This window comes from Immundisolibacter sp. (assembly GCF_050250495.1).
Classification (GTDB): Bacteria; Pseudomonadota; Gammaproteobacteria; order Immundisolibacterales; family Immundisolibacteraceae; genus Immundisolibacter.
Map to the genome: position 1 here is coordinate 64,573 of NZ_JBFWOM010000008.1, position 21,920 is coordinate 86,492.

Annotated in this window: 21 protein-coding genes; 8 read left to right on the forward strand and 13 right to left on the reverse strand. The window is 71.1% G+C overall.

The annotated features are described in order from the left end of the window. Positions 1-117 precede the first annotated feature (117 nt). From rsmA to AB7F93_RS07745, 5 genes are all read right to left on the reverse strand, one after another. Positions 118-885: a 16S rRNA (adenine(1518)-N(6)/adenine(1519)-N(6))-dimethyltransferase RsmA gene (gene rsmA, locus AB7F93_RS07725; RefSeq protein ID WP_428302316.1), complete on the reverse strand. Its 768-nt coding sequence runs from the start codon at positions 883-885 to the stop codon at positions 118-120. Continuing rightward, a complete protein-coding gene (pdxA, locus tag AB7F93_RS07730; protein WP_428302317.1) occupies positions 885-1,871 on the reverse strand; it encodes a 4-hydroxythreonine-4-phosphate dehydrogenase PdxA in 987 nt (328 codons plus the stop codon). The genes rsmA and pdxA overlap by 1 nt, the downstream gene beginning before the upstream one ends. Before the next feature lie 108 nt (positions 1,872-1,979). Further along, positions 1,980-3,242 carry a peptidylprolyl isomerase gene (locus AB7F93_RS07735; protein WP_428302318.1) on the reverse strand — a complete coding sequence of 421 codons (1,263 nt, stop codon included), beginning with the start codon at positions 3,240-3,242 and terminating at the stop codon, positions 1,980-1,982. Between the two features lies 1 nt (position 3,243). Beyond that, complete coding sequence (locus AB7F93_RS07740) at positions 3,244-5,481, reverse strand: LPS-assembly protein LptD (protein ID WP_428302319.1); 2,238 nt, start codon at positions 5,479-5,481, stop codon at positions 3,244-3,246. Positions 5,482-5,664: 183 nt separating this feature from the next. Next, entirely contained in the window at positions 5,665-6,462 is a 798-nt protein-coding gene (locus tag AB7F93_RS07745; RefSeq protein WP_428302320.1) for an HAD family hydrolase, read from the reverse strand. Positions 6,463-6,473: 11 nt separating this feature from the next. On the opposite strand from AB7F93_RS07745, the gene AB7F93_RS07750 reads away from it, so the two are divergent. The 4 genes from AB7F93_RS07750 to AB7F93_RS07765 all read left to right on the forward strand — a co-directional run bounded on the left by AB7F93_RS07750 (position 6,474) and on the right by AB7F93_RS07765 (position 10,508). After that, positions 6,474-6,971 carry an RNA pyrophosphohydrolase gene (locus AB7F93_RS07750; protein WP_428302321.1) on the forward strand — a complete coding sequence of 166 codons (498 nt, stop codon included), beginning with the start codon at positions 6,474-6,476 and terminating at the stop codon, positions 6,969-6,971. 112 nt (positions 6,972-7,083) lie between these two features. Then, the gene (locus tag AB7F93_RS07755) at positions 7,084-7,983 is read left to right on the forward strand and encodes a uroporphyrinogen-III C-methyltransferase (protein ID WP_428302322.1); all 900 of its coding nucleotides are present in this window, start codon (positions 7,084-7,086) and stop codon (positions 7,981-7,983) included. Continuing rightward, positions 7,980-9,233: a heme biosynthesis HemY N-terminal domain-containing protein gene (locus AB7F93_RS07760; RefSeq protein WP_428302323.1), complete on the forward strand. Its 1,254-nt coding sequence runs from the start codon at positions 7,980-7,982 to the stop codon at positions 9,231-9,233. Before AB7F93_RS07755 ends, AB7F93_RS07760 begins: the two co-directional genes overlap by 4 nt. A gap of 6 nt (positions 9,234-9,239) precedes the next feature. Beyond that, the gene (locus tag AB7F93_RS07765; RefSeq protein WP_428302324.1) at positions 9,240-10,508 is read left to right on the forward strand and encodes an HlyC/CorC family transporter; all 1,269 of its coding nucleotides are present in this window, start codon (positions 9,240-9,242) and stop codon (positions 10,506-10,508) included. A gap of 1 nt (position 10,509) precedes the next feature. Here AB7F93_RS07765 and AB7F93_RS07770 read toward each other — a convergent pair whose 3' ends face one another. Genes AB7F93_RS07770 through AB7F93_RS07780 form a run of 3 tightly spaced genes read right to left on the reverse strand, consistent with a single transcriptional unit; the run spans position 10,510 to position 12,403 of the window. Next, positions 10,510-10,941 (reverse strand): hypothetical protein, encoded by a 432-nt coding sequence (locus AB7F93_RS07770; RefSeq protein WP_428302325.1) that lies wholly within the window; start codon positions 10,939-10,941, stop codon positions 10,510-10,512. Positions 10,942-11,000: 59 nt separating this feature from the next. After that, positions 11,001-11,858 (reverse strand): FAD:protein FMN transferase, encoded by an 858-nt coding sequence (locus AB7F93_RS07775; protein WP_428302326.1) that lies wholly within the window; start codon positions 11,856-11,858, stop codon positions 11,001-11,003. Then, positions 11,855-12,403: an FMN-binding protein gene (locus AB7F93_RS07780; protein ID WP_428302327.1), complete on the reverse strand. Its 549-nt coding sequence runs from the start codon at positions 12,401-12,403 to the stop codon at positions 11,855-11,857. The genes AB7F93_RS07775 and AB7F93_RS07780 overlap by 4 nt, the downstream gene beginning before the upstream one ends. Before the next feature lie 161 nt (positions 12,404-12,564). On the opposite strand from AB7F93_RS07780, the gene AB7F93_RS07785 reads away from it, so the two are divergent. Genes AB7F93_RS07785 through ccmI form a run of 3 tightly spaced genes read left to right on the forward strand, consistent with a single transcriptional unit; the run spans position 12,565 to position 14,512 of the window. Beyond that, entirely contained in the window at positions 12,565-13,089 is a 525-nt protein-coding gene (locus AB7F93_RS07785; protein ID WP_428302328.1) for a DsbE family thiol:disulfide interchange protein, read from the forward strand. Further along, positions 13,089-13,475: a cytochrome c-type biogenesis protein gene (locus tag AB7F93_RS07790; RefSeq protein WP_428302329.1), complete on the forward strand. Its 387-nt coding sequence runs from the start codon at positions 13,089-13,091 to the stop codon at positions 13,473-13,475. Before AB7F93_RS07785 ends, AB7F93_RS07790 begins: the two co-directional genes overlap by 1 nt. Then, positions 13,472-14,512, forward strand: coding sequence for a c-type cytochrome biogenesis protein CcmI (gene ccmI, locus AB7F93_RS07795; protein WP_428302330.1), 1,041 nt, complete (start codon positions 13,472-13,474; stop codon positions 14,510-14,512). The genes AB7F93_RS07790 and ccmI overlap by 4 nt, the downstream gene beginning before the upstream one ends. 50 nt (positions 14,513-14,562) lie before the next feature. Here the strand turns inward: ccmI and AB7F93_RS07800 are convergent, their stop codons facing one another. Further along, entirely contained in the window at positions 14,563-15,396 is an 834-nt protein-coding gene (locus tag AB7F93_RS07800; RefSeq protein WP_428302331.1) for an SMP-30/gluconolactonase/LRE family protein, read from the reverse strand. Positions 15,397-15,662: 266 nt separating this feature from the next. Here AB7F93_RS07800 and AB7F93_RS07805 point away from each other — a divergent pair, with 266 nt between their 5' ends. After that, positions 15,663-15,974, forward strand: coding sequence for a hypothetical protein (locus tag AB7F93_RS07805; protein WP_428302332.1), 312 nt, complete (start codon positions 15,663-15,665; stop codon positions 15,972-15,974). A gap of 308 nt (positions 15,975-16,282) precedes the next feature. Here AB7F93_RS07805 and AB7F93_RS07810 read toward each other — a convergent pair whose 3' ends face one another. From AB7F93_RS07810 to AB7F93_RS07825, 4 genes are all read right to left on the reverse strand, one after another. Continuing rightward, positions 16,283-17,191, reverse strand: coding sequence for a catechol 2,3-dioxygenase (locus AB7F93_RS07810; RefSeq protein WP_428302333.1), 909 nt, complete (start codon positions 17,189-17,191; stop codon positions 16,283-16,285). 148 nt (positions 17,192-17,339) lie between these two features. Then, positions 17,340-19,553 (reverse strand): EAL domain-containing protein, encoded by a 2,214-nt coding sequence (locus AB7F93_RS07815; protein ID WP_428302366.1) that lies wholly within the window; start codon positions 19,551-19,553, stop codon positions 17,340-17,342. Further along, a complete protein-coding gene (locus tag AB7F93_RS07820; RefSeq protein WP_428302334.1) occupies positions 19,538-20,893 on the reverse strand; it encodes a PhnD/SsuA/transferrin family substrate-binding protein in 1,356 nt (451 codons plus the stop codon). The genes AB7F93_RS07815 and AB7F93_RS07820 overlap by 16 nt, the downstream gene beginning before the upstream one ends. Next, on the reverse strand, positions 20,893-21,864 hold the full coding sequence (locus tag AB7F93_RS07825) for an ABC transporter substrate-binding protein (RefSeq protein WP_428302335.1): 972 nt from the start codon (positions 21,862-21,864) through the stop codon (positions 20,893-20,895). Before AB7F93_RS07825 ends, AB7F93_RS07820 begins: the two co-directional genes overlap by 1 nt. Between the last annotated feature and the right edge of the window lie 56 nt (positions 21,865-21,920).

Sequence of the window (21,920 nt, forward strand, 5' to 3'; positions counted from 1 at the left end):
GGGGCAGGATGCCCCGGCCTGAATCAAGGGCTTCAACCCTTGATTCAGGGAGCCCGGCGCGGGCTTGCCCCGTGCCGCGGCGAGCTGAAAAAATCCAGGGATGGCGTTTTTCAGCATTTACTCGCCATCCGCCAGGCGCACGAAATCCGCTACCGACAGTACCTCCGGCCGCAGGCCGGGATCGATGCCGGCGGCCGCGAACTGCGCCTCGCTCACCACGCCGGCCAGGCTGTTGCGCAGCGTCTTGCGCCGCTGGGCGAAGGCGCGCTGGACGAGCTCCGCAAACCGCCGCTCGTCGGCGGCCGGGTGCGGCAGCGTCGCGTAGGGCGTGAGCTGCACGATGCGCGACTGCACCTTGGGCGCCGGCGAGAACGCCCCCGGCGGCACCACGAACAGCGCCTCGACCTCACAGGCGTACTGCAACATCACGCTGAGGCGACCGTAGTCGTCGTCGCCCGGGGCGGCGGCCATGCGGTCCACCACCTCGCGTTGCAGCATGAACAGCATGTCCTTGATCACCGCGCGCTGGGCGAGCAGGTGAAACAGCAGCGGCGTCGAGATGTTGTAGGGCAGGTTGCCGAACACGCGAAGACGCCCGCCCGGCGGCGCCAGCGCCCGAAAGTCAAAGCGCAGCGCGTCGGCGCTGATCAGCGCAAGCCCTCGCGGCGCAAAGCGCTCCGTCAGCTCGTCGGCCAGATCGCGGTCGAGTTCGATCGCCGTGAGCGCGCCCGCGCGCTCCAGCACCGGGCCGGTCAGCGCGCCGTGGCCGGGGCCGATCTCGACCAGCGCCTGCCCGGCCGCGGGTGCCAGCGTGGCGACGATGCGCGCGATCACGCCCGGGCTGTGCAGGAAGTTCTGCCCGAAGCGTTTTCTGGCCGGCTGCATCAGCGTCCTGCCCTGGCCATTTCGACCGCCAGCGCGACCGCAGCGCGCAGGCTGCCGGCGTCGGCGCGGCCGGTGCCAGCGAGGTCGTAAGCCGTGCCGTGGTCGACCGAGGTGCGGATGATGGGCAGCCCGAGCGTCACGTTCACCGCGCGCCCGAAGCCGGCGTACTTGAGCACCGGCAGGCCCTGGTCGTGGTACATGGCGAGCACGGCGTCGAACGGCGCGAGCCGCGCCGGCGTGAGCAGCGTGTCGGCCGGCAGCGGACCCGTGACGTCGAGCCCCGCGGCCCGTGCGACCGCGATGGCGGGCGCGATCACGTCGATCTCCTCGCGTCCGAGATGCCCGCGCTCGCCCGCGTGGGGGTTGAGGCCGCACACCGCGATCCGCGGCCGGGGCAGGCCGAACCGCTGGCGAAGGTCATGGTCAAGGATGCGCAGCGTGCCGGCGATGCCGTCCACCGTCAGCGCATCAGCCACCTCCCGCAGCGGCAGGTGGGTGGTGGCGAGCGCCACCCGCAGGCGGTCCGCTACCAGCAGCATCACCACCTGCGCGGTCCCGCAGCGGGCGGCGAGGTACTCGGTGTGGCCGCTGAAGGGGATGCCGGCGTCGTTGATGACGCCCTTGTCGAGCGGGGCGGTGACCATCGCGTCGAAGCGGCCTTCGAGGCAGCCCCGGACGGCGTGATCGAGCCCTTCCAGCAGCGCCAGCGCGTTGGCGGGGTCGGGCTTACCCGGCGGCGGCCGGCGCGGCAGGTCGACGTGCAGCACCGGCGCGGTGCCCGGGGTTGGCGGGGCGGCCGGCTCGCCTGGCTCGAACGGAACCAGCCGCAGCGCATGCCCGAGTGCCGCGGCGCGTTCGGCCAGCAGGTGCCGGTCGCCGATGAGGACGAGCTCGATCTGCGGCTCCGGCGCGGCGCGGACGAGGTCAAGACAGATGTCCGGCCCGATGCCGGCCGGCTCGCCGACGGTGAGCGCGAGACGAATCATGGCCGTCCGGGACAGGGCGCCCCGGCGTGAATTGCAGGGTGCAGTGTGGGCGTGAGCCGCATTGCCGCGAGCCGAAGCATTTCGCGGATGGAAACGGTCGGCATGTCCCTAGGGACGCAGCTCCACGTAGGCCTCGTCGCGCAGGCGCTGCAGCCAGGCCTGCGTCATTTCCTCGGCCTTGCGCGCGCGCAGCGTGTCGCGGGCATGGGCGCGGCGGTAGGCCTCGGTGTCGTCCTGGCTGCGGCGGCCGAGCACGCGGATCAGGTGAAAGCCGAAGGAGGACCGCACGGGCTCGCTCAGTTCGCCCTCCGGCAGGCCCTGCATGGCGCTCGCGAACGCCGGCACGACGTCCTGCGCCTGCACCCAGCCGAGGTCGCCGCCCTTGACTGCCGACCCGGGATCATCCGAATGGGAGCGGGCAAGCGCCTGAAAATCCTCGCCGGCCAGGATGCGCTGGCGCAGCGATTCCACGCGCGCCAGAGCTTCGTCCTCGCGCCCGGACTCGGCCTTGACCAGGATGTGTTCGACGTGGGTCTGTTCGACGACGTGCCGACCGCCGCTGGCGTCCGCTTCGAGCAGCTTCAGGATGTGGAAGCCGTTCGAGCTCGGGATGATGTCGCTGATGCCGCCGGGGGAGAGGTTCTGTACGGCCGCCACGAACGGCGGCGGCAGCTCGTCGGCGTTGCGCCAGCCAAGGTCGCCGCCTTCCAGCGCCTGCTGGCCCTTGGACACCGCCACCGCGGTGCTGGCGAAATCGGCGCCGGCGGCGAGCTCGTCGTGCACGCGCCGCGCCTGCGCCTCGGTGTCGCGCAGTTGCGCCGGCGTGGGGTCGGGCGGCAGCGCGATCAGGATGTGCGCCAGGTGGTAGCGCGCGCTCGCCGCCGCGCCGCCTTCGGCCAGAAAGCGTTCCACTTCCGCGTCGGACACGTTGATGCGGGCGATGACCTCTTGCTGGCGCAGCTGCGTCAGGCGCATCTCGCTGCGGACCTCGTCGCGAAAGGCCTCGAAGCTGCCGCCGTCCGCGATCACCGCGTCGCGCATCTGCGAGAGTGTCAGTTGGTTGCGCGCGGCGATGTTTTCGAGCGCGAGGTTCAGCTCGTCGTCGCTGATGTTGATGCCGGCCACGTCGGCCAGCTGCATCTGCAGCTGCCGCGCCACCAGGTGTTCGAGCACCTGCCGCTCGAATTCGGTCGGCGGTGGCGTCGTGGTGCCGCGCCGGCGCAGGTCCGCCACGATGCGCTGCACCTCGCGCTCCAGCTCGCTTTGCACGATGACGTCCTTGTTCACCACCGCGACCACCCGGTCGAGGTTGGCCGCCATTGCCAAGGCCGGCGCCAGCAAGGCACACAGCAGAACCAGCAGTCGTTTCACGTCAGAATCCGCGCGTAGGGGTCGATCCGAAGCCGTAGGCGTCGCGGTTGTAGCCGAACACGCCCTCGGTGAGCAGGTTTTCCACCTTGTTGCCGATGTTGGTCAGGCCCTTCAGCTCCAGCTCGAACAGGATGGCGCTGGTGGTGTCGCCGCCCAGGTCGCGCACGTAGCGGCGGGTGACCACGCGGGCGCCCCAGCAGCAGCTCTCGTAGCCGACGCCGACGAAGCTCTCGATGATCTTCGACTCCGGCAGCGAGTAATAGGACCGCCCCACCAGTTGCCAGTTGCGCCCGAGCGGCACCACGCCGGACAGGTCGATCTGCTCCATGCTCTCGGTGAGTCCGGGCGCCGACAGGTTCGGCAGCTCGCGCCGCATGCGGTAGGAAGCATTCAGCAGCAGGCCGTTCTGCGGCCGGTAATAGAGGCCGAACACGGACCGCTGCGTGCTGCCGGAGTCCGGATCCCATTCAAGATCGCCGCGCGCCAGCAGCGCGCGCGTGAGCCGCGCCCACAGCTCGCCGACGATGGCCGACTCGTTCGCCTCCACCGCCGGCCCCGCCCGCAGCGCCACCTGCCGGTCGTGCAGATAGCGCACCTGGCCAATGCTGCCGCGGAACAGCTCGGTGCCGCTGGTGGTACTGAGGAAGCGCGACGTGACGGCGGCCGTCACCTGATTGGCGTCGCCCTGCCGGTCCGGACCCGAGAAGCGGTTGGAGCGGAACAGCGACTGGAAGCTGAAGTCGGTGTCGCCGGTGTCGAAGATCGGGATGTCGTCCTGGTCGCGGTTCGGCACGTACAGGTAATACAGGCGCGGTTCGAGCGTCTGCATGGCGCTCACGCCCCACAGGTCGAGGTCGCGCTCGAAGAACAGGCCGCTGTCCAGGCTCACTATCGGCACCGAACGGCTCGGCGCGTCGTCTTGCCCCGGCAACTGGTTGTTCAGGTCGTACTGGGTATAGCGAAAACCGACGCGCGGCTCGATGCGAAACGCCGCCCGCTCCCACGGCAGGCTGAGGCTCGGGTACAGGTCGAGCCGCGCGCCGTCCACCTGGTCCGGGTGGTCGTACAGCGTGTACTCGCTGTCGAGCGCGTAACTGAGGCCGCCCGGCGCAAAGCCCGAGGTGTTGAACATGAGCTGCGGCAGGCGGCGGTAGGGCTGGCTGCCGGTCAGCGTCTGATACGTCTCCACCTGGCCCTTGAGGCGCCAGTTGTCGCCGTTGTAGCTGGTGGTGGCCAGACGCTGCAGGTGGGTGGTGCTGACGTCGTTGATGCCCTTGCCGAAGTCCTCGAAGTAGGCGTCGTCGGACACGCGGTTGAAGGTGAGGTAGTGCGTCCAGCGCGGCGTGAAAGTGCCGCTTTGCATGAAGCTCACCGAATTGCGGTCCCGGCCCGCTTCGCTGTCGGAGGGCAGATACGTGCCGCCGATCTCGCCCTGGAAATCCGTGAACAGGTAGCGGCCCAGGCCCTCCATCATCAGGCCGCGCTTGCTCATGTAGCGCGGCGTGAGGGTGGCGTCGTAGTTCGGGGCGAGGTTCAGGTAGTACGGTGCGCGCAGCTCGAAACCAAGCTCGTCGCTGGTGCCGGCGCTCGGTGCCAGGAAGCCCGACTTGCGCTCGTCGGACAGCGGAAAGCTGAAATACGGGCTGTACAGGATCGGGATGCCCTTGAAGTCCAGCACCACGTTGCGCGCCGAGCCCTCGCCCTTGTCGAAGTCGAGATCGACCTTCGACGAGCGCAACGCCCAGTCGCGCTTGCCGGGCGGACAGGTGGTGTAGAAGGCGCCTTCCAGCGTGTGGCGGCTGGCGTCGCGGCGGATGATGCGCGTGGCGCGCCCGCGCGCCCGCTTCTCGCGCAGCGCGTAGCTGGCGTTCTCGATGGTGCCCTGGTCGGCGTCGATGTTGTATTCGAGGCTGCTGCCCTCCAGCATCATGCGGCTGTCGCCGAACACCACCGCGCCCGTGGCGACCGCCGCCTGCTGGTCGCGGTTGAAGGTCACCTCGTCCGCGTTGAGCTGCCGGTCGCCCTTGACGATCGCCGCCTGGCCACGCAGGCGAATTTCGCCGCCGGGTTCCGCTTCGGAGGAATCGGCCACCACGTAGATCGGCTGGCCGCTCGCCTTGGCACGGGCGGCGACGGCCGGGTCGGGGCCGATGAACTCGAACGCGCTGCCGCACTGGGCATCGCTTGGCTGGCTGACGGCGGCCGTCACCGGGGTGGCAAGACTACCGGCGAGGAGCACAGCACCGGTCGCGCGGAGGATTCGAAAAACCGCTGGATATGAATGGCGCAAGATGGTTACAGCCCAGGGCGCAGTTCGGTGTTCTGGTCGCCCCGGCGTGTGCGGGGCATGGCGTGCGGCGTGGCGCCGTCGCCGATGGCCCGGATCGGTGCCGTGGCGAGCGGCCGGGATGATAGCAGAGCCCTAGCCGTCCTCGGCCCGGGCGCAGTCTCCTGCCGAGCGCAGGCTGATGCGGGTCCAGCCGCGCGTGGCGGCGATGGCGGCGAGCTCGGGATCGGCGTCCACGGCGACCGGTACGTCCACCTGCTCCAGCAGCGGCAGGTCGTTGTGGGAGTCGCTGTAGAAATACCGGTAGGCGCCCTCGTAGCCGTAGCGCGTCTGCCAGCGCGCAAGGCAAGCCACCTTGCCGGCCCGAAAGCACGGCGGGTCGAGCGCCCGCCCCGTGAAGCCGCCGGCGTCGCGCTCGGGCTCGGTCGCGATCAGCGCCGGCACGCCGAGCAGCCCGGCGATGGGTCCGGTCACGAAACGGTTGGTGGCCGTGATGATGGCCAACTGGTGCCCCTCCCGGCGGTGGCGGTCGATGAACGGCCGGGCGCCCGGCGCCACGCGCGGGGCGATCCACTCGGCCACGAACCGGTCGCGCAGTTCCAGCAGGCGCGCCAGCGGCAGGTCACGCAGCGGGCGCAGCGCAAAGGCGAGGAACTCGTGGATGTCGAGACCACCCGCCTTGTACAGCTCGTAGTAGCGGGCATTCTCGGCCTCGTAGGCGTCGCCGTCGACCAGGCCCGCATCGGCCAGACAGCGGCCCCACAGGTAATCGCTGTCGTCGGTCAGCAGCGTGTTGTCAAGATCGAACAGGGCAAGCGTGCGGGCCATGTGCGGCCGCTCCAGGTAGGGCTGCGTGCTAACATCGATGGCGATTTTACAGCGCTCGACAGCCGGCTTCAGCGGTGTTCCGGGCGCCTGCGGCAGCCGTTTCAAGGACCGTTCCCATGATCGATGCGGAAGGCTTTCGGGCAAACGTCGGCATCATCCTGGTGAACGACGCCGGGCACGTGTTCTGGGGCCGGCGCGTAGGCCAGAACGCCTGGCAATTCCCGCAGGGCGGCATCAAGCACCACGAGACGCCGGAGCAGGCGCTGTTTCGCGAGTTGCAGGAGGAAGTCGGCCTGACCCGCGACCACGTCGAGCTGCTCGGCGCCACACAGGGCTGGCTGCGCTACCTGATCCCGCGCCGCTATTTGCGCCGCGACCGGCCGCCGTGCATCGGCCAGAAACAGCTCTGGTACCTGCTGCGCCTGACCGCCGGCGAGGAGCAGATTCGCCTGGACGCCGACGGCAGCCCGGAGTTCGACGCCTGGCGCTGGGTCGACTACTGGGCGCCGCTGACGCAGATCGTCACCTTCAAGCGCGAGGTGTATCGCCTGGCGCTCGAAGAGCTGGCCTGCCGGGTGCCGGGTCCGACCACCGCCGCCGAGCATCGTGCCTGACCCGGCGGCAGCGGGCGCGGGCCCGATCGCAGACGCGAAGCCCGGTCCGGCCAACGAAAAATCCACGCCCGTTCCGGGGCCCGGCACACGCCGCTGGGTGGTGCCGACGGCGGTGCTTGTCATTGCCCTGGCGTTGGCAGGTGCGGGCGCCTGGTGGTGGTTGTGGACGCCCCTGCAGGCGCGGCTCGCGCAGGATGCTGCGCGCGCCGAAGAGCACGGTCGTCAGATCGACGCGCTGGATGCCTGGCGCAGCACCGCGAGCGAGGATCTGGCGGCCTTCGAAAGCCGCCTGCGTGCGCTCACGCAGCGCGTCGATCAGCTCGGTCCCGAGCGCCTTGCCGCCTGGTCGCTGGCGGAAGCGGACTACCTGCTGCGCAGCGCCAGCCGCGCGGCCACGTTTGACTACGATCCGGCGCGCGCGGCGCTTGCCCTGCAACTGGCGAGCGCCACACTCGCGCCAATCCCGGGCAGCGACGCGCTGCGGCGTGCCATCGACGGCGCCCGCAGCGCGCTCGACACGGTGCGCGTTCCCGATGTGGCGGCGCTTGGCGGTGAACTCGCGCAAGCCGGCGAGGTGCTCCGGGAGGCGGGCCTGCGCGAGCCCGGCGTGGCGCCGACGACGCCAGCAAGTCCGGGCTGGCGCGGCACCGTGCAGCAGGCCTGGCAGCAGCTCAGCGAGGTGATCGTCGTGCAGCGCGTCGGCACGCCGGTGCAGCCCTTGCTGCGACCGCACGAGACCCAGTACCTGCACGAGCAGCTGGCGCTGAAGCTCGCGGCGGCCGAGCTTGCCCTGCGGCGGCGCGACGACGCGGCCCTGCGGCGCGACATCGCCGATCTCACCGACTGGGCCAACGCGTATCTCGACACCGGGCCTGCGACGACGGCCGCGGCGCTCGCAACGCTGAAGCGGCTGGCGGACACCGACCTGCGCCCGCCGCTGCCGGATCTGACCGGGCTCGGCGAGCAGCTCGACGCCTTGCGCCGACGCGCCGACTCGGATCCGATGCCATGAGGCGATTGCTCTGGCTGCTGCTGGCCGCCGCGCTCGGTGTGCTGGTAGCGAGCCTGGTAGCCGCGCAGCCCGGGTACGTGCTCCTCGCCTGGGGGGACTGGCGGGTCGAGATTCGCAGCCTGCTGGTGGCACTGCTGCTGGCGGTGGGCGTTTTTTTAGTGCTGCACTGGCTGCTCGGCAGCGCCGCGCGCGCGCGTCAGGCGCTGTGGCGACGGGCGGTGCTGCGGCGCCTGCGCCGCCGTGACCAGTCCGAGCGCGACCTGGCGGGCGGCGTGCTGGCGGTACTGGAAGGCCACTACGCGCAAGCCGAGAAGCTGCTGCAGCGCAGCCGGCGGGCCGCCGCGGCACCGGTGTTGCAGGCACTGGCGCTGGCTCATCTCGCCCGCCTGCGAGGGGAAACGGCACGTCGGGAGCGCGAGTTCGCCGCCGCCCGCGCCGCGGCGCCGCAGGCGAAACGCGCGATCGCCTGCCTGCAGGCGCAGGCCCAGATCGACGCCGGTGACACGACGTCGGCGGCCTTGACGCTCAAGGGGGCGGCCGAGGAAAGCAGCCCGCGCCTGCTGGAACTCGAAGTCCGTCTGGCGCGCGCGCGCCAGGACTGGCAGGCGATGCAGGATCTGCTGCCACGCCTGCGCCGGGCGGGCGTGATCGATGCCGCCCGCGCGGCAACCGAAGAAGCGGCGATAGCCGGCGCACGCCTGGCGAGCAGCGAGGTGCCCGATCTGCTGTGGCCGCAGTTATCGCGTCGCCTGCGTCGGGACGGCGCGGTGCGCCTGGCGTATGCGCTCGCGCTGCGTCGGGCCGGTCAGCTCGATGCCGCGCAGGACCAGCTCGGCGAGCTGCTGCGGGATGAGTGGGGCGCGGCGGCCGTCGAGGCCTTCGGCGGTCATTCGGGCGCAGACCCGGAGCGTCACCTGGCGCAGGCCGAAGGGTGGCTGGCGGCGCATCCGGACGACCCGGCCCTGCTGCTCGCGGCCGGTCGACTGGCGCGGCGCGCCCGGCGATTCGCCAAAGCGCAGACCTACCTCGAAAGCAGCCTGCGCCTGTCGCCGAACCCGCTGGGTCACCTTGAACTCGCGCAGTTGCTGGACGAGATCGGTGACCGCAGCGCCGCCGCGGACCACTACCGGGCCGGTTTGCGGCTGGCGGTGGCGCCGGCGGCGGCCAGCCCGGGCACGCCGCCGCTTGCCTTGACAGTCGCGACGCCGACTGCCGATGATCGCGGGCAACTGTTGCCGCGCGAGGCCTGATCCCGATTGGACGACGACTTACCGCTGGCGCTGCTGATTGCGGCGCTGATCGGGCTGGTGCTGGTGTCGGGGCTGTTTGCGGCGGCCGAAACGGCGCTGCTGTCGCTCAATCGGTATCGGTTGCGGCACCTCGTGCGGGCCGGTCACCCGGGCGCCCGGCGCGCCGATGCGCTGCTGCGCCAGCCGGATCGGTTCATTGGTCTCGTGCAGCTCGGCAACAACTTCTGCGACATCCTCGCTTCCAGCGCCGCCACGCTGATCGCGCTGCAGGTGTGGGGCGACCAGGCGATCGCGCTTATGGCCGGCGTGCTCACCATCTTCGCGCTAATCTTCGGCGAGGTGGCGCCCAAGACACTCGCCGCGCTGCACCCGGAGCGGGTGGCGTTTCCGGCCGCCTACGCCCTGTCGGCGCTGATGGCGGTGCTGCTGCCCTTGGTAGTCGGCGTCAACTGGGTCGCCAACGGCGTGCTGCGGCTGCTGGGCGTGCGCACGGATCAGTCCGCGTCCGACGCGCTCGGTCGCGAGGAACTGCGCAGCCTGCTGTTCGAGGCCGGGCATCACTTCTCGCCGCGCCACCGCGGCATGCTGCTGCGCATCCTGGACCTCGAAAGCGTGGTGGTAGAGGACGTGATGGTCCACCGCAACGAGGTGCGGTACGTCGACCTCGACGACGCCTGGCCGGACATCCTCACCCAGCTGCGCGCCAGCACCCACACGCGTCTGCCGGTGTGCCGCGGCTCGCTTGACCAGGTGCTCGGCATCCTGCACCTGCGGCGGGTGACGCACCAGTTGGCCGATGGCGACTTCGACGCCGAGCGCTTGCAGGCACTGCTTCAGGAGCCCTACTACGTGCCCGAGGGCACCGCGCTCACGCAGCAACTGCTGCAGTTTCAGTCCGGCCACGAGCGTCTGGCGCTGGTGGTCAACGAGTACGGCGACACGGTCGGCCTGATCACCGTCGAGGATATCCTCGGCGAGATCATTGGCGAGTTCGCCGGCACGCCGGCGGTGGTGCGAAGCGACGTACACCCGCAGCCGGACGGCACGTGTCTGGTGTCCGGTAGCGCCAGCGTTCGGGAACTGAACCGCACCATGGGTTGGAGCCTGCCCGTGAGCGAAGCCAAGACGCTGAACGGCGCCATCCTTGAACATCTGGAGGACATCCCGACGCCGGCCACCAGCCTGCTGCTCGGCGACTATCCGGTCGAGATCGTGCAGACGCAGGGCAACGTGGTGCGCGTGGCGCGCATCGGAGCCCGGCTGAAGCGCGGCTGATTCACAGTCCCGGCGGGCGCCGCGCGGCGTGCTCGCCTGCCCGTCGCTCGCGTCTGGCGCCGACGATGTGCGCCAGCAGCAGCACCGGCAGCGCGAGGCCCAGCACCCAATGTGTTACCGATACCCAGCCCCGAACGGCGTCGTCCGCCACGTAGTAGAGCGCCCAGCCGCCGAGCGCCAGCGCGGCGCAGGCGCTGAGCAGTGCAACACCGCTGGTGCGGCGCAAACGCGGTCGCCAGGCCGGCCACACGTGCGCTGGCAGCAGCGCGCCCACTCCCACCAACGCCGGCAGCGCGAGCAGGCCGTGCAGGCGCATGAGCCAGGCTTCGAGCGGGTGGTGTTCCGGGCCGAAGGCGCCTTCCACGCGCACCCACGTGTGCAGCATCAGCCACGCCGCGCCGCTGCCAAGCAGCAGCAGGCCGAGTGCGTACACGGCCCGGCGGCTGCGGGGCCCGAGTCGCGGCCCGAGCACCAAGTAGCGCGGGCCGGGTTTCATGCCGCGGGCAGGACGAGCGCGCGGGCGCGCAGGCGCCGCAGCACGGATTCGCAGGTGCTTGGGTCGAGCGCCACCGGCTTGGTGAGTGCGTCGGCGGTGAGGCACGTGCGCGCCAGCACCGTGACGCTGTCGGCGCGCGCAAAGGCCCGACCGCTGCGGGGATCGACCAGCGGCGAGCGCCAGGTGCCCGCAAGTTCCTGGCGCGTGTCCGCCACGCAGGTCGTGGCGATGGCGCCCTCCCGCATCGGCGCCAGCAGGCGCAGGCCGCCGGCCGGGTCGCGCACGGCGATCTGCCGCGGCTCGCGGCCGTAAAAACGCAGATCGCCGCCGGCGTTGACGCTGGCCCGCGGCACGCCCGCGCGGCGCAGCGTGGCGATGGCCAGGTCCACCGCGTAACCCTTGGCGATGCCGCCAAGATCGACGTGCAGCGGGCGGGCGAACGCCACCGTGTGGTCGGCATGAAGGCGGATGTCGCGCCAGTTGCCGGGCGAGGCGGGCAGGGCCCGCGTGCGCGGCAGGTAGCCCCAGCGCGCCAGCGTTGGCGCGATCGTGACGTCGAAGAGGCCGTCCGTCAGCACGCTCATCCGGCAGGCGGCGCGCAGCACCCGCCACAGGTGGCCGCTCACGCGCACCGGGCCGGCGTGCGCGCGCCGGTTGAGCCGCGACAGCTCGCTGCCCGGTTCGTGAACGCTCATGGCCCGATGCACGCGTGCCACGGCGGCGAAGGCGCGGTCCACGGCCCGCGCGAGCGGTTCGGCAGGCAGGCCAGCGGCCTCGATGCCGACCAACGTGCCGAGCCACGGCTGGGCGCGTCGCAGCGTGCCCGCAAGCGGCTGCTTGAAGGGCGCGTTCACGGCGCGCCGGCGAGCAGCGCGCGGTGTGTCGCCAGCAATCGGCGCACGCCATCGGTCAGGTGCCGGCACGACAGTGTGGCGCCGCTGATGTTCTGGATATCCCGCCCGAGCTTGACCGCGTCGTCCGCGTCCTTGCCCAGGAACTGCGCCCGCCAGCGCGGCAGGCGCACCTGGTCGCCGTGGGTTTCGCGGTAGTCGAGGATTTCCACGCCAGCCACCTGGCCGTCGGCGGTGATGCCGAGCGCGTAGGTGATCAGCTCGTGCTTGCCGTACACCTGATCCACGAACACGTGCCCGAGCAGGGTGTCGCCGGCCTGCGCGCGCCACGCCCGGGGCTTGCGGTTCACCACCCGGGTGCCGCTCGCCTGTTCGATGGTCTTCAGTTGCTCCGGGGTGATTTCGAGCACGGCCGGCGAGTATGCGGTGGCGGTCGGGAACAGCACCCGCTGCGCCTGCTCGACGCTGAGGTACTGCGTGGCCTGTACCAGCAGCGGCGTTGCGAGCAGCGGGGCGGCGAGCCACGGGGAGGCGAGGGGGCGGGACATGGCCGCTATGCTGCCCGTGATGCGAATGACTCGCAACGTGCCCCGCTTGATGGTGGTCAACCCTGCCCGGCGCGCGCGGCCGGTTGGCCGTCGCCGGCATAATCACGCCCCGGCCCGGTCACCGTCCCGCCTCGACTTCACGCCTTCCAAGACGACGCAGCATGAAACTCTGGCGCCTGCTTCTCCTGCCCGCCCTGGCCCTGTTGATCGGCGCGCTCGCGCTCGGCCTGCGGCACGATCCGAAGCAGATTCCCTCGCCGTTGATCGGCAAACCGCTGGCGTCGATCCCCGGCGAGACCCTGGACGGGCAGCCGGTCGATCTGGCCAAGGCCGGGCAGGGCGGGCCGATGCTGATCAACGTCTGGGCCTCGTGGTGCGAATCCTGCGCCGTGGAGCACCCGGTGGTGGTGGAGGGCGCGCAGCGGTTCGGCGACCGGGTCGCCTTCATCGGGCTCAATTACCGCGACCGGCGGGAACTTGGCGCAGCCTGGCTCGCCGAGCGCGGCAACGCCTACCGCTGGTCGTTCTTCGACCCCGAGGGCCGCGCCGGCATCGAGCTTGGCGTGTACGGCGTGCCGGAGACGTTTTTCGTGGCCGCCGACGGCACGCTGCTCGCCAAGCACGTGGGGCCGCTCGACGCGGACAGCCTGCGCGGCTACCTCAAGCGCCTGTTCGGGGTGAGCTGATGCGTGAATTGTTGATGGCGCTGCTGTTGCTGGCGCCGCTGGCTCGGGCCGACGTGGTCGGCGAGGACCCGCAGCAGCGGCAGATGCTGGAGATCGCGCAGAAGCTGCGCTGCGCGGTGTGCCAGAACCAGTCAGTGGCGGAGTCGAACGCGGAACTCGCGCAGGACATGCGTCGGCTGATCGGCGAGCAGCTCGCCGCCGGCCGCAGTGAGGCCGAGATCGTCGACTATTTCCGCGCCCGCTACGGCGATTTCGTGCTCATGCGTCCGCCCCGGCAGGGCAGCGGCGCGCCGCTGTGGTGGGCGCCGCTGGTGATCCTGGCGCTGGCCGGCGGCGGGGCATTCGTTTACCTGCGAAGGCGTCTTCGCGACCAGGAGCGCCCATGACCACGCTGGTGTTGATCGCACTCGGTGCCGTGCTGGCGGTAGCGACGCTGGTGCTGCGCCTGCGCGCGCCGGTGCCGGTGGGCGACACCGCCGCCGTGCGCCGTGCGCAGTTGCAGGCGAGCCTCGCGGAGCTGGCGCGCGCCCGCGACGAGGGCGTGCTGGACGCGGCGAGCTACGCCGACGAGCGACAACGCATCGAGGCCGACCTCGCCGCCCTGGCGCCAGCGCAGGTGCCGGTCGTGCCGGCGGATGCCCGCACGTCATGGCCCTTTGCGCTGGCGGTGATGGCGCTGCTGCCGGCGGCGGCGATTGGGCTGTACGTAACCCTGCAGGGCGGGTTCTGGCAGCAGCTTGAGGCAAACCCCGCTGCCAGCGGCGCCCCGCCGGTCGACCCCGCCGCCATGGTGGCGCGGCTCGAAGCGCGGCTCGCCAAGGACGGCGGCGATGCCGAGGGCTGGCGACGTCTGGGCCGGGCCTACGTGGTGCTCGGCCGTCCGGCCGACGCGCGCCAAGCCTACGGCCGGGCGGCAGAGTTGGCGCCGGATGATCTGACGCTGCTCGAAGGCTATGCCGACGCGCGCGAGGCGGGCGTGCCGCCGCCGGCCGGCATCGCCGCCATGCTGGCGCGCGTCGAGCAGGGCATCGTCGACACGCCGGACGACCCGCGCGCCTGGGTGCGCGCCGGTTTTGCGCGCAGCCTGCAGGATGACCGCCGTGGTGGTCGCGACGCCTACGCCCGCGCCTACGCGCTCGACCCGACGCGCCCGGAGGTGCTGGCCGCCTACGCCGCCAGCGAGTACGCGCTCGACCCGCAGCGGCCGAGCGGGCGCGCCGTGGAGCTGTACGAGCAGGTGCTCAAGATCAACCCCAGCAATGGCTCGGCGCTGTGGGTGCTGGGGCAGGCGGCGCAGCTCGCCGGCGACTCGACGCAGGCGCGCGACTACTGGCAGCGCCTGCTGGCGTTGCTGCCCGAGGATTCCGCCATGCGCGCGCAGGTGCAGCGCGCCATCGATCAGGCCGCGGGCCCGGCGCGTTGAGCGGACGCTGACAAGCGTTTCCTGACGGGCTGTCGGCAGGCGCCGACCGCTCAGCGCGGCTTCAGGTGCAGCACGCGGTTGGCGCGCGTCTCGGCCAGGTACACGCTGCCGTCCGGCGCCAGCGCGATGCCTTGGGGCTCGCGCAGGCGGCTCATGACGACGCGCCGGTGGCCGTCCTTGATGCGCACCAGCCGGCCGCTGCGCACGGCGCTTTGCACCGCCCACAGGCTGCCGTCGGCGCCGCAGGCAATCTGGTCGACGCCGTCGAGGTCGTCCGCCAGCACCTCGGTGCCAGCCGGCCCGTGCGCGAGGATGCGGCCTCTGCCGCTCTCGGCAATGCCGATGCGCCCGTCCGGCAGCCGGCACAACCCCTCCGGCTGGTCGAGGCCATCGACCAGGGTGCGCGTGCTGCCGTCGTCGGCGATCTCGATCAGCTTGCCGCCCGGCATGTCCTGCGCCACCACCAGCCGGCCGTCCGGCTGGCGCAGCAGGCCCTCGGCGTGATCGATGCGCGCCAGCACGCGCAGCCGCGCGGAGGCGAAGTGGTACAGCAGCACCCGCCCGCCGGTGTCTTCCTCGCTCACCACGATGGCGTCGTCGAGCAGCAGCGTGCCGTCCGGCTCGCCAAAATCGCCGAACACCGTCTTTGGGCCGTCCGGCGTCAGTTCCACCAGGAAGCCCGGGATGGTTTCGAGCGTCACGTACCTGAGGCGACCGTCCGGCCCGAGCGACAGGCTGTCCGGTCGCGACAGGCGAATCCTGTCGACCACCTGCCAGTCGCGGTGCAGCTGGCGCGGCCAGCGGATGCCGTAATAAATGCCGTAGGCCAGCGCCGCCACCAGCAGCGCCGTGAGCAGCGTGAGGACTTGCGAGCGCCGGCGCATCAGCCGGCCACGCCGAAAAGGCGCTCTGCCGGCCCGCGGTGCGCGGCCTGCACGGGTGAGTTGAAACGAGTCTGTCGGACCACGGAAACGAGAGGTTGGAAAGTGGTGCGAAGGTGCACAGAGGACATTCTGATCGGTGCCCGGGGCCTGCGGCCGCGACGTGTCGGAGCCAGGATCGCCAGAACATGGTAGCCGGCCTGCGCCCGCCCTTGCATGCGCCCGCTCGGCTACCATCACCGGCGACGCACACAACCGGGAGATCGGCAATGCGCTTCATAGTGTTTGTGACAGGGGTGTTGGCGGCTGTGCTGTCGGCTGCGCTGGCGGCTCCCGCGGCCGCGCACGAGTGCGTGGCGGGCGGTCATTACGCGCAGTGCAGCGACGGCACCACTTACACCTACCAGGGTGGGGCGGTGGTCGGCTCGGACGGCACCACCATCATCCGCACGCCCGACGGCGTGTACGTCGGCCACCAGCATCCGGTCGGCCCGCGCTACGCGCCGGCGCGCGACCCACGCCTGGGCGACGAGGCGCACCCTGGCTGCAAGAAGGTGAACGGTCGCGAGGTGTGCGGCTGAGGCAGTCGGCGGAATGCGTTATGCAGCGGCGTCTCGCCGCGAAGGACCGCGTCGCGGGGCCGGCGCATCGGGCGGCCGGGCGACAAGCAAGGCGGCAATAAAAAAGGTGGCGTCCCCGCTCCCCCACAGATAGAGGACGCCACCCCATCCCTGGACCGCGGCGCGGCCGATCGGGATACCGGTCACCGTCACCGATGCGGTGGCGGTTGGGTGGTGGCCGGCAGCGCCACCACCCGAAAGCGATGCCATCGTTTCACGCCCGCTGCGCGGCGGGCTTGACCGGCGTCAAGCGGCGCCGGTGGCGAAACTCACGTCAGCGCCTGGCCGAAGCTCGGGATCATCTCGCGGCCGTGGAAGAAGATGGCGCGCGCTGCCTCGTCCTCGGTCCAGGTCACCACGTCGTTGTCGTAGTACGGGAAGGTGCCGCCGGCATAGGTCTCGTTGCGGTTGCCGGACGGGTCGAAGAAGTACGTGGTGAGGCCGCGCGTGAGGCCGTGGCGGGACGGCGTCAGTTCCGTGCGCACGCGGTGGCGTGATTGCAGGTCCGCCGCGCGCAGCACGTCGTCCCAGGTCTCCACATAGAAGCCGACGTGGTGCAGCTTGCCGTTCGGGCCCTTGATGAAGGCGATGTCGTGCGCCTTGTTGGTGACGTGCATGAAGGTGGCCAGCAGGCCGCCTTCCTTGTTGATGAGGCGCTCGCTCTGGTGGAAGTCGAGCCCTTCCACGAAAAAGCGCGTTACGCCTTCGAGATCCTCACCCGTCAGCAGCACGTGGTCGAAGCGGTTCACGCCGATGCCGCGGCGGTCGTCCGGCCACGGCTCCGGATTGGTGTTGCCGACGGCGACGCCGACGCGCTCCATCTGCTGGTAGAACTCGATGCGGTGGCCGGTCGGCAGCGTGGTGGCGAGGGCCTCGCCCTCACCGATGCGGCTGCCGGCCGATACCCGCTCGACCGGAAAGCCGAACCGCTCGCAGGCGGCCTCCACGCGCGCGAGATCGTCCGCAAAGCGCACCTTGAAGGCCAGGTGATCGATGCCGGCCCGGTCGGCTTCCTTCAGGATGATGCTGTGGTGGTCGTACTCGTCCCAGCCCTTGAAGTACGCCGTGCCGGGGGCGCTCGCGGTTTCGGTCAGGCCCAGGAAGTCGCCGTAGTGGCGGCGTGCTTCGGCGAGATCCAGCACGTTGATGGCGACTTTTCCGATACGCAGGATGCTCATGACGGGAACCTCGGCGGGGGCTTGCGTGGCAAGCGGACGGCCGCCATTGTTGGCAGCCATGCGGGGGGAGGGGTTGACGGGTATCAAGCCGCGCTGCCGCAGCGGCAGGTGCTGGAGTTGTTCCAGCCCTGGCAGCGGCTTGCGCGTGTCAGTGGGTGGCGGGGGCGCGGGCAGGGGCCTGCGCCGACCCGGTGTCGTCGTCGCTGACCTGCAGGGTGTCGCCGTCGTCGGCGCGGATGACGAATCCGCCAAACTGCCCACGCATGCGGTCGAGCAGCGCCCACAGCTCCGGCAGCCGGGCGATGGCGTCTTGCGCGCGGCCGGTGCCCTGGAGCGCGGTCAGGTCGTCCGCCAGGTCGTGCATCTGCCGGTGAATGCTGTCGACGGCGGTAAATGCCGGCACGTGGCCATACAGGGCGCGCCCCTCGCGCCTCAGCCACGCGCCGAAGCGGCCGCCCCCGGCGGCGACTGTCGCCGGTTCCGGGCGCGCGCCGTGCAGCCAGTCCGCCATGGCCTGAATCCAGGCGCGGTGCTCAACGTCGCCCATCAGCAACGGCAGGCGCTCCCGGTCGACGCGAAACGTGTGTTGCCAGGCCGCGGGCGTCTCCCAGCCGGCCATCCAGGCGGGCAGGTCGGCCGCCGGCATGGGCCGCGCTATGGCGTAGCCCTGGCCGAGCTCGCAGCCGAGCTGCAGCAGGATGCTGCCCTGTTCGACAGTCTCCACGCCCTCGGCCACCGCCTGGCGACCGAGGCCGCGCGCCAGGGTCAGCACCCCTTCCAGGATCGGCAGGTTGTCCGCGTCCTGCAGCAGATGGCGCACGAAGCGGTGATCGATCTTGAGCGTACCGGCCGGCAGGTGCTTCAGGTACAGCAGCGACGAGTAGCCGGTGCCGAAGTCGTCGAGCGCGAACGAGACGCCAAGTTCCGCGCAGTTGCGCATCACCCGCGCCACGTGATCGAGGTCGGCGAGAGCGCTCGTCTCCAGGATTTCGATGCCGAGCCAGCCGGGCGGAACCGCCGGATGCGCCTGCAACCGCGCTGCCAGGCGTTGCACGAAATCGGGCTGCTGCAGGTGATCGGCGCTGACGTTCACGCTGACCGGCAGCTGCACGCCGAGCGCGCACCAGTGCGCCATCTGGCCGAGCGCGGCGTCGATCACCCATTCGCCCAGTTCGATGCCGAGCGGGTGGTTCTCTACCACCGGCAGGAATACGCCCGGTGCCAGCAGGCCGCGCGTGGGGTGCTGCCAGCGCAGCAGCGCCTCGGCGCCGATGACCTCGCCCGTGCGCAGGTTCACCTTGGGCTGGTAGTGCAGCACGAACTGCCCGTCGTGCAGGGCGGCGCGGATTTCCTGCAGCGCCTCGTGCCGCGACCGCACGGCCTGATCGCGCGCCGCGTCGTACACGTGGTAGCGGTTCTTGCCGGCGAGCTTGGCCTGATACAGCGCGTGGTCCGCCTGACGCAGCAGCTGGTCGGCGTCGGTCGCCTCGACCTGCGGGAAGAACGCCACGCCCATGCTGGCCGACACGCGACCCTCACCCGCCGCCAGCGGCACCGGTTCGCTCGCAGCCGCCAGCAGGCGCTTCAGCGACGGCTCGACGTCGTCGGCGCCGCGCAGGTCACCCAGCACCGCCACGAACTCGTCACCGCCGATGCGGGCGAGGGTGTCCTCCAGCCGTAACGCGTCACGCATGCGCCGGGCCACGGTGACCAGCAGCGCGTCGCCCTGGTCGTGGCCGTGGCTGTCGTTCACGGCCTTGAAGCCGTCGAGGTCCACATACACCACCGCTACCTGCCGCTGGTGCCGGCTGGCGCGGGCCATAGCCTGCTGCAGGCGATCGGCCAGCAGCGTGCGGTTTGGCAGCCCGGTCAGGGCGTCGTGGTAGGCGATGCGCTCCAGTTCGTTCTGCTGCGCCTTCAGTTGCGTGATGTCGGTGAGGATGGCGACGTTGTGCGTCGCGTTGCCGGCGTCGTCGCGCACCACGTTCACGTTCAGTGCCGCCACGTAGCGCTCGCCGGATGGCCGCTCGCCGCGCAGTTCGCCCTCCCAGGTGCCGTAGCGGTCCAGGCTCTCACGCAGCGTGGCAAACGATTCGTTCTGCTCGTAGACGATGCGCAGGTCGCGCGTGTACGTGCCGATCAGGGGGTCGTCATCGGCGTAACCGACGATGGTCCGGAACGCCTGGTTGACGGCCAGGATGCGGCTGTCAGGGCCGGAAATCAGCACGCCCTCGCCGGCGTGCGTGAACACGCTGGCGGCGATGCGCAGCTCGCGCTCGGCCTGGCGCTCGGCGGTGATGTTGCGCACCTGGATGGCGAAGCGCTGCGGGTTGCCGGAGCCGGCGATCACGCCCGCCGACATCGAAAACCAGCGCTCGCCGTCCGCGGCGGGCAGCGTGAACTGCACCCCCTGCGCGCGGCCCGTGCGGCTGGCTTCGGCGAGGCCGCGCAGCAGGCTGTCGGCCGCCGGCCGGGGCAGCGCCTCGGACACGAGGTGCCCCACCAACTGTTCGGGCGCGAGGGTGGTGGTGGGGCATTGGGCGCCCAGCTGCGCAGGATGCGGCCCTCGGCATCGACCTCGAACATCGGCTCCGGTGTTGCCGCCAGCAGCGCCTGCAGCTCGGCCACCAGCCGCGACCGGGCCGCCTCGCCCTCGCGCAGCCGTCGGTTGTTGATCGCTGACAGCACCAGCAGGCCGATTACGGTGGCGGCACCGAGCGCGGCCGCGACCGCCTGCCCCCGATGTTGCAGGATGAACTCGCGCCAAGTGAGCGAAGGTACGGAGTCGTAAGGCGGCAGACGCAGGGTTCTTGCCAGCTCCTCGACGCCGGAATAGTCGGCCGGCGGAGCGAAGCCGGCGAGGTCGGCTGCCTGCACGGCCGGGTGGTCGGGTTCGAGCGCCATCAGCGCGGCCGTGATGCGCCGGGTGAGCGTGGGGTCGAGCGTCGGCAGCGCGGCGAGGGGCCAGTCCGGGTAAAGACGCGTCGATGCCGCCCACGGAAAGTCACCCAGGCGCTGGCGGTTCAGCACGCGCAGGCGCGACAGGTCAAGTTCGCCCGTAGCCGCCAGTGCCTCGATGCTGCCGGTGCGCAGAAAGCCCGCGTCGACGTCGCCACCGAGCACGGCTTTGATGATCGCCTCGTCGGTCTTGAGAATACGCAGCTCGATGCGTGAGGGCGTCTTGGCCGTGGCGCCCGCCACGCGTGAGGTCCGCGGCTCGATATCGACCCCCACGGCGCGCAGTTCGAGCGCTGGCGCCTGAAATCCGCCGAGTGCCGCCAGCGTCGGCACGCCGATGCGCCGGCCGCGCAAATCCTGGAGGCGCTGAAGGTCGTTGCGGTCCGCGGCCACCACGACGACGCCGCCCATCGCCTGGGTGACATGCCCGCCCTGCTGGCGGGCCAGCGTGGCGAGTGCGCCCGTCAGGCTGTTGTCGCTGCGCAGCGCCAGGTACTGAGTTGGCGTGGTCAGAACGAGATCGACGCGATGGTTGGCCACCGCCCCGGCGAGCGTGGGCGCGTCGAGCACCTCAAGCCGGACCGGGGTGCCGCCCAGTTGCGCCGACAGATAATCGAGCAGCGGGCGGTACTTGACCGCCAGCGTCTCGGGCGCGTGATAGGCCAGCACGCCGAGCGTGACGGCCTGCGCTGCGCTGGCCAGCCCCGGCAGCGCCAGCAACCCGACCAGCAGCCAGCGCGCCATCACGGCGCGGCCGCCCGCGGCAGGGGCAGAAACTCCGCACTGAACAGGCCGTCGAGGGAATCCGGCCGGGCCAGCATGCCGCGCTCGGTCATCAGGCGATACACGCGCCGGGCGGCGTCGTCGAAGCGCGAGCCCGCCTGCAGCGCGTAGCGATTGCCGGCGACCTCCGGCACCGTCACGCCGGCCATCGCGCGGCGCACGTCGGCGGCCGTGACGCCCTGGTGCGCCGCGATCCGGTAAACCGCATCGTCGCGATGCCGGATGATGTAGGCACGCATCTCGAAGTGCGTTTCGATCGCCGCCCGCAAAGCCGCCTTACGGCCGTCGAGGCGATCGGTCCGCATCGCCAGCACGTCGAAGATGGTGTCCGGCATCTGCCGGCTGTCGAACAGGCGCTCGGCCCCTTCGGCCTGCAACTGGGCGGCGGTCGGCTCGTAGGTGACGATGGCGTTGACGCGACCCTCGCGCCATGCAGAAAGATGCTCCGTCAGGGGCAGTTCGACGCGCGTGATGGCGGCTTCGGCAAGGCCCGCCTGCGCGAGCACCTCGCCGAGTACCAGCGCGCCGACGGTGGTGGGCTCGTAGCCGATGCGCTTGCCGGCAAGATCGGCCAGCTGCCGAAGCTGTGGCCGCGCCAGCAGCACGTCGGCCCCGCTCGAACTGTCGAAGATCAGCACCGCCATCAGCGGCGTGCCGGCGGCGCGCGCCGTGAGCATTTCGTCGAGCGTCAGCATGCCGGCATCGACGGTGCCGGCGCGCAGCGCGGCCAGGGTGTCCGCCGCTCGTTGCCCGTGCCGGAGCGTGACGGCCTGGGGCAGAACGCCACGATCCTGCGCCAGGCACAGTGTTTCGTAGCCCACCCAGGGATGGGTCGCGATGCGCAGCGGCTGGCTCTGGCGCGAGCAGGCGGCGAGCACGATCGCGAGGCCGACGAGGCAGAGCAACCGCGGCAGGGGAAAGACGTGGGGCATCGTGAATCCGAGGAAGGCCGGCTGGGGCATTTTCGACCAACCGCCGCGGTCCTTGA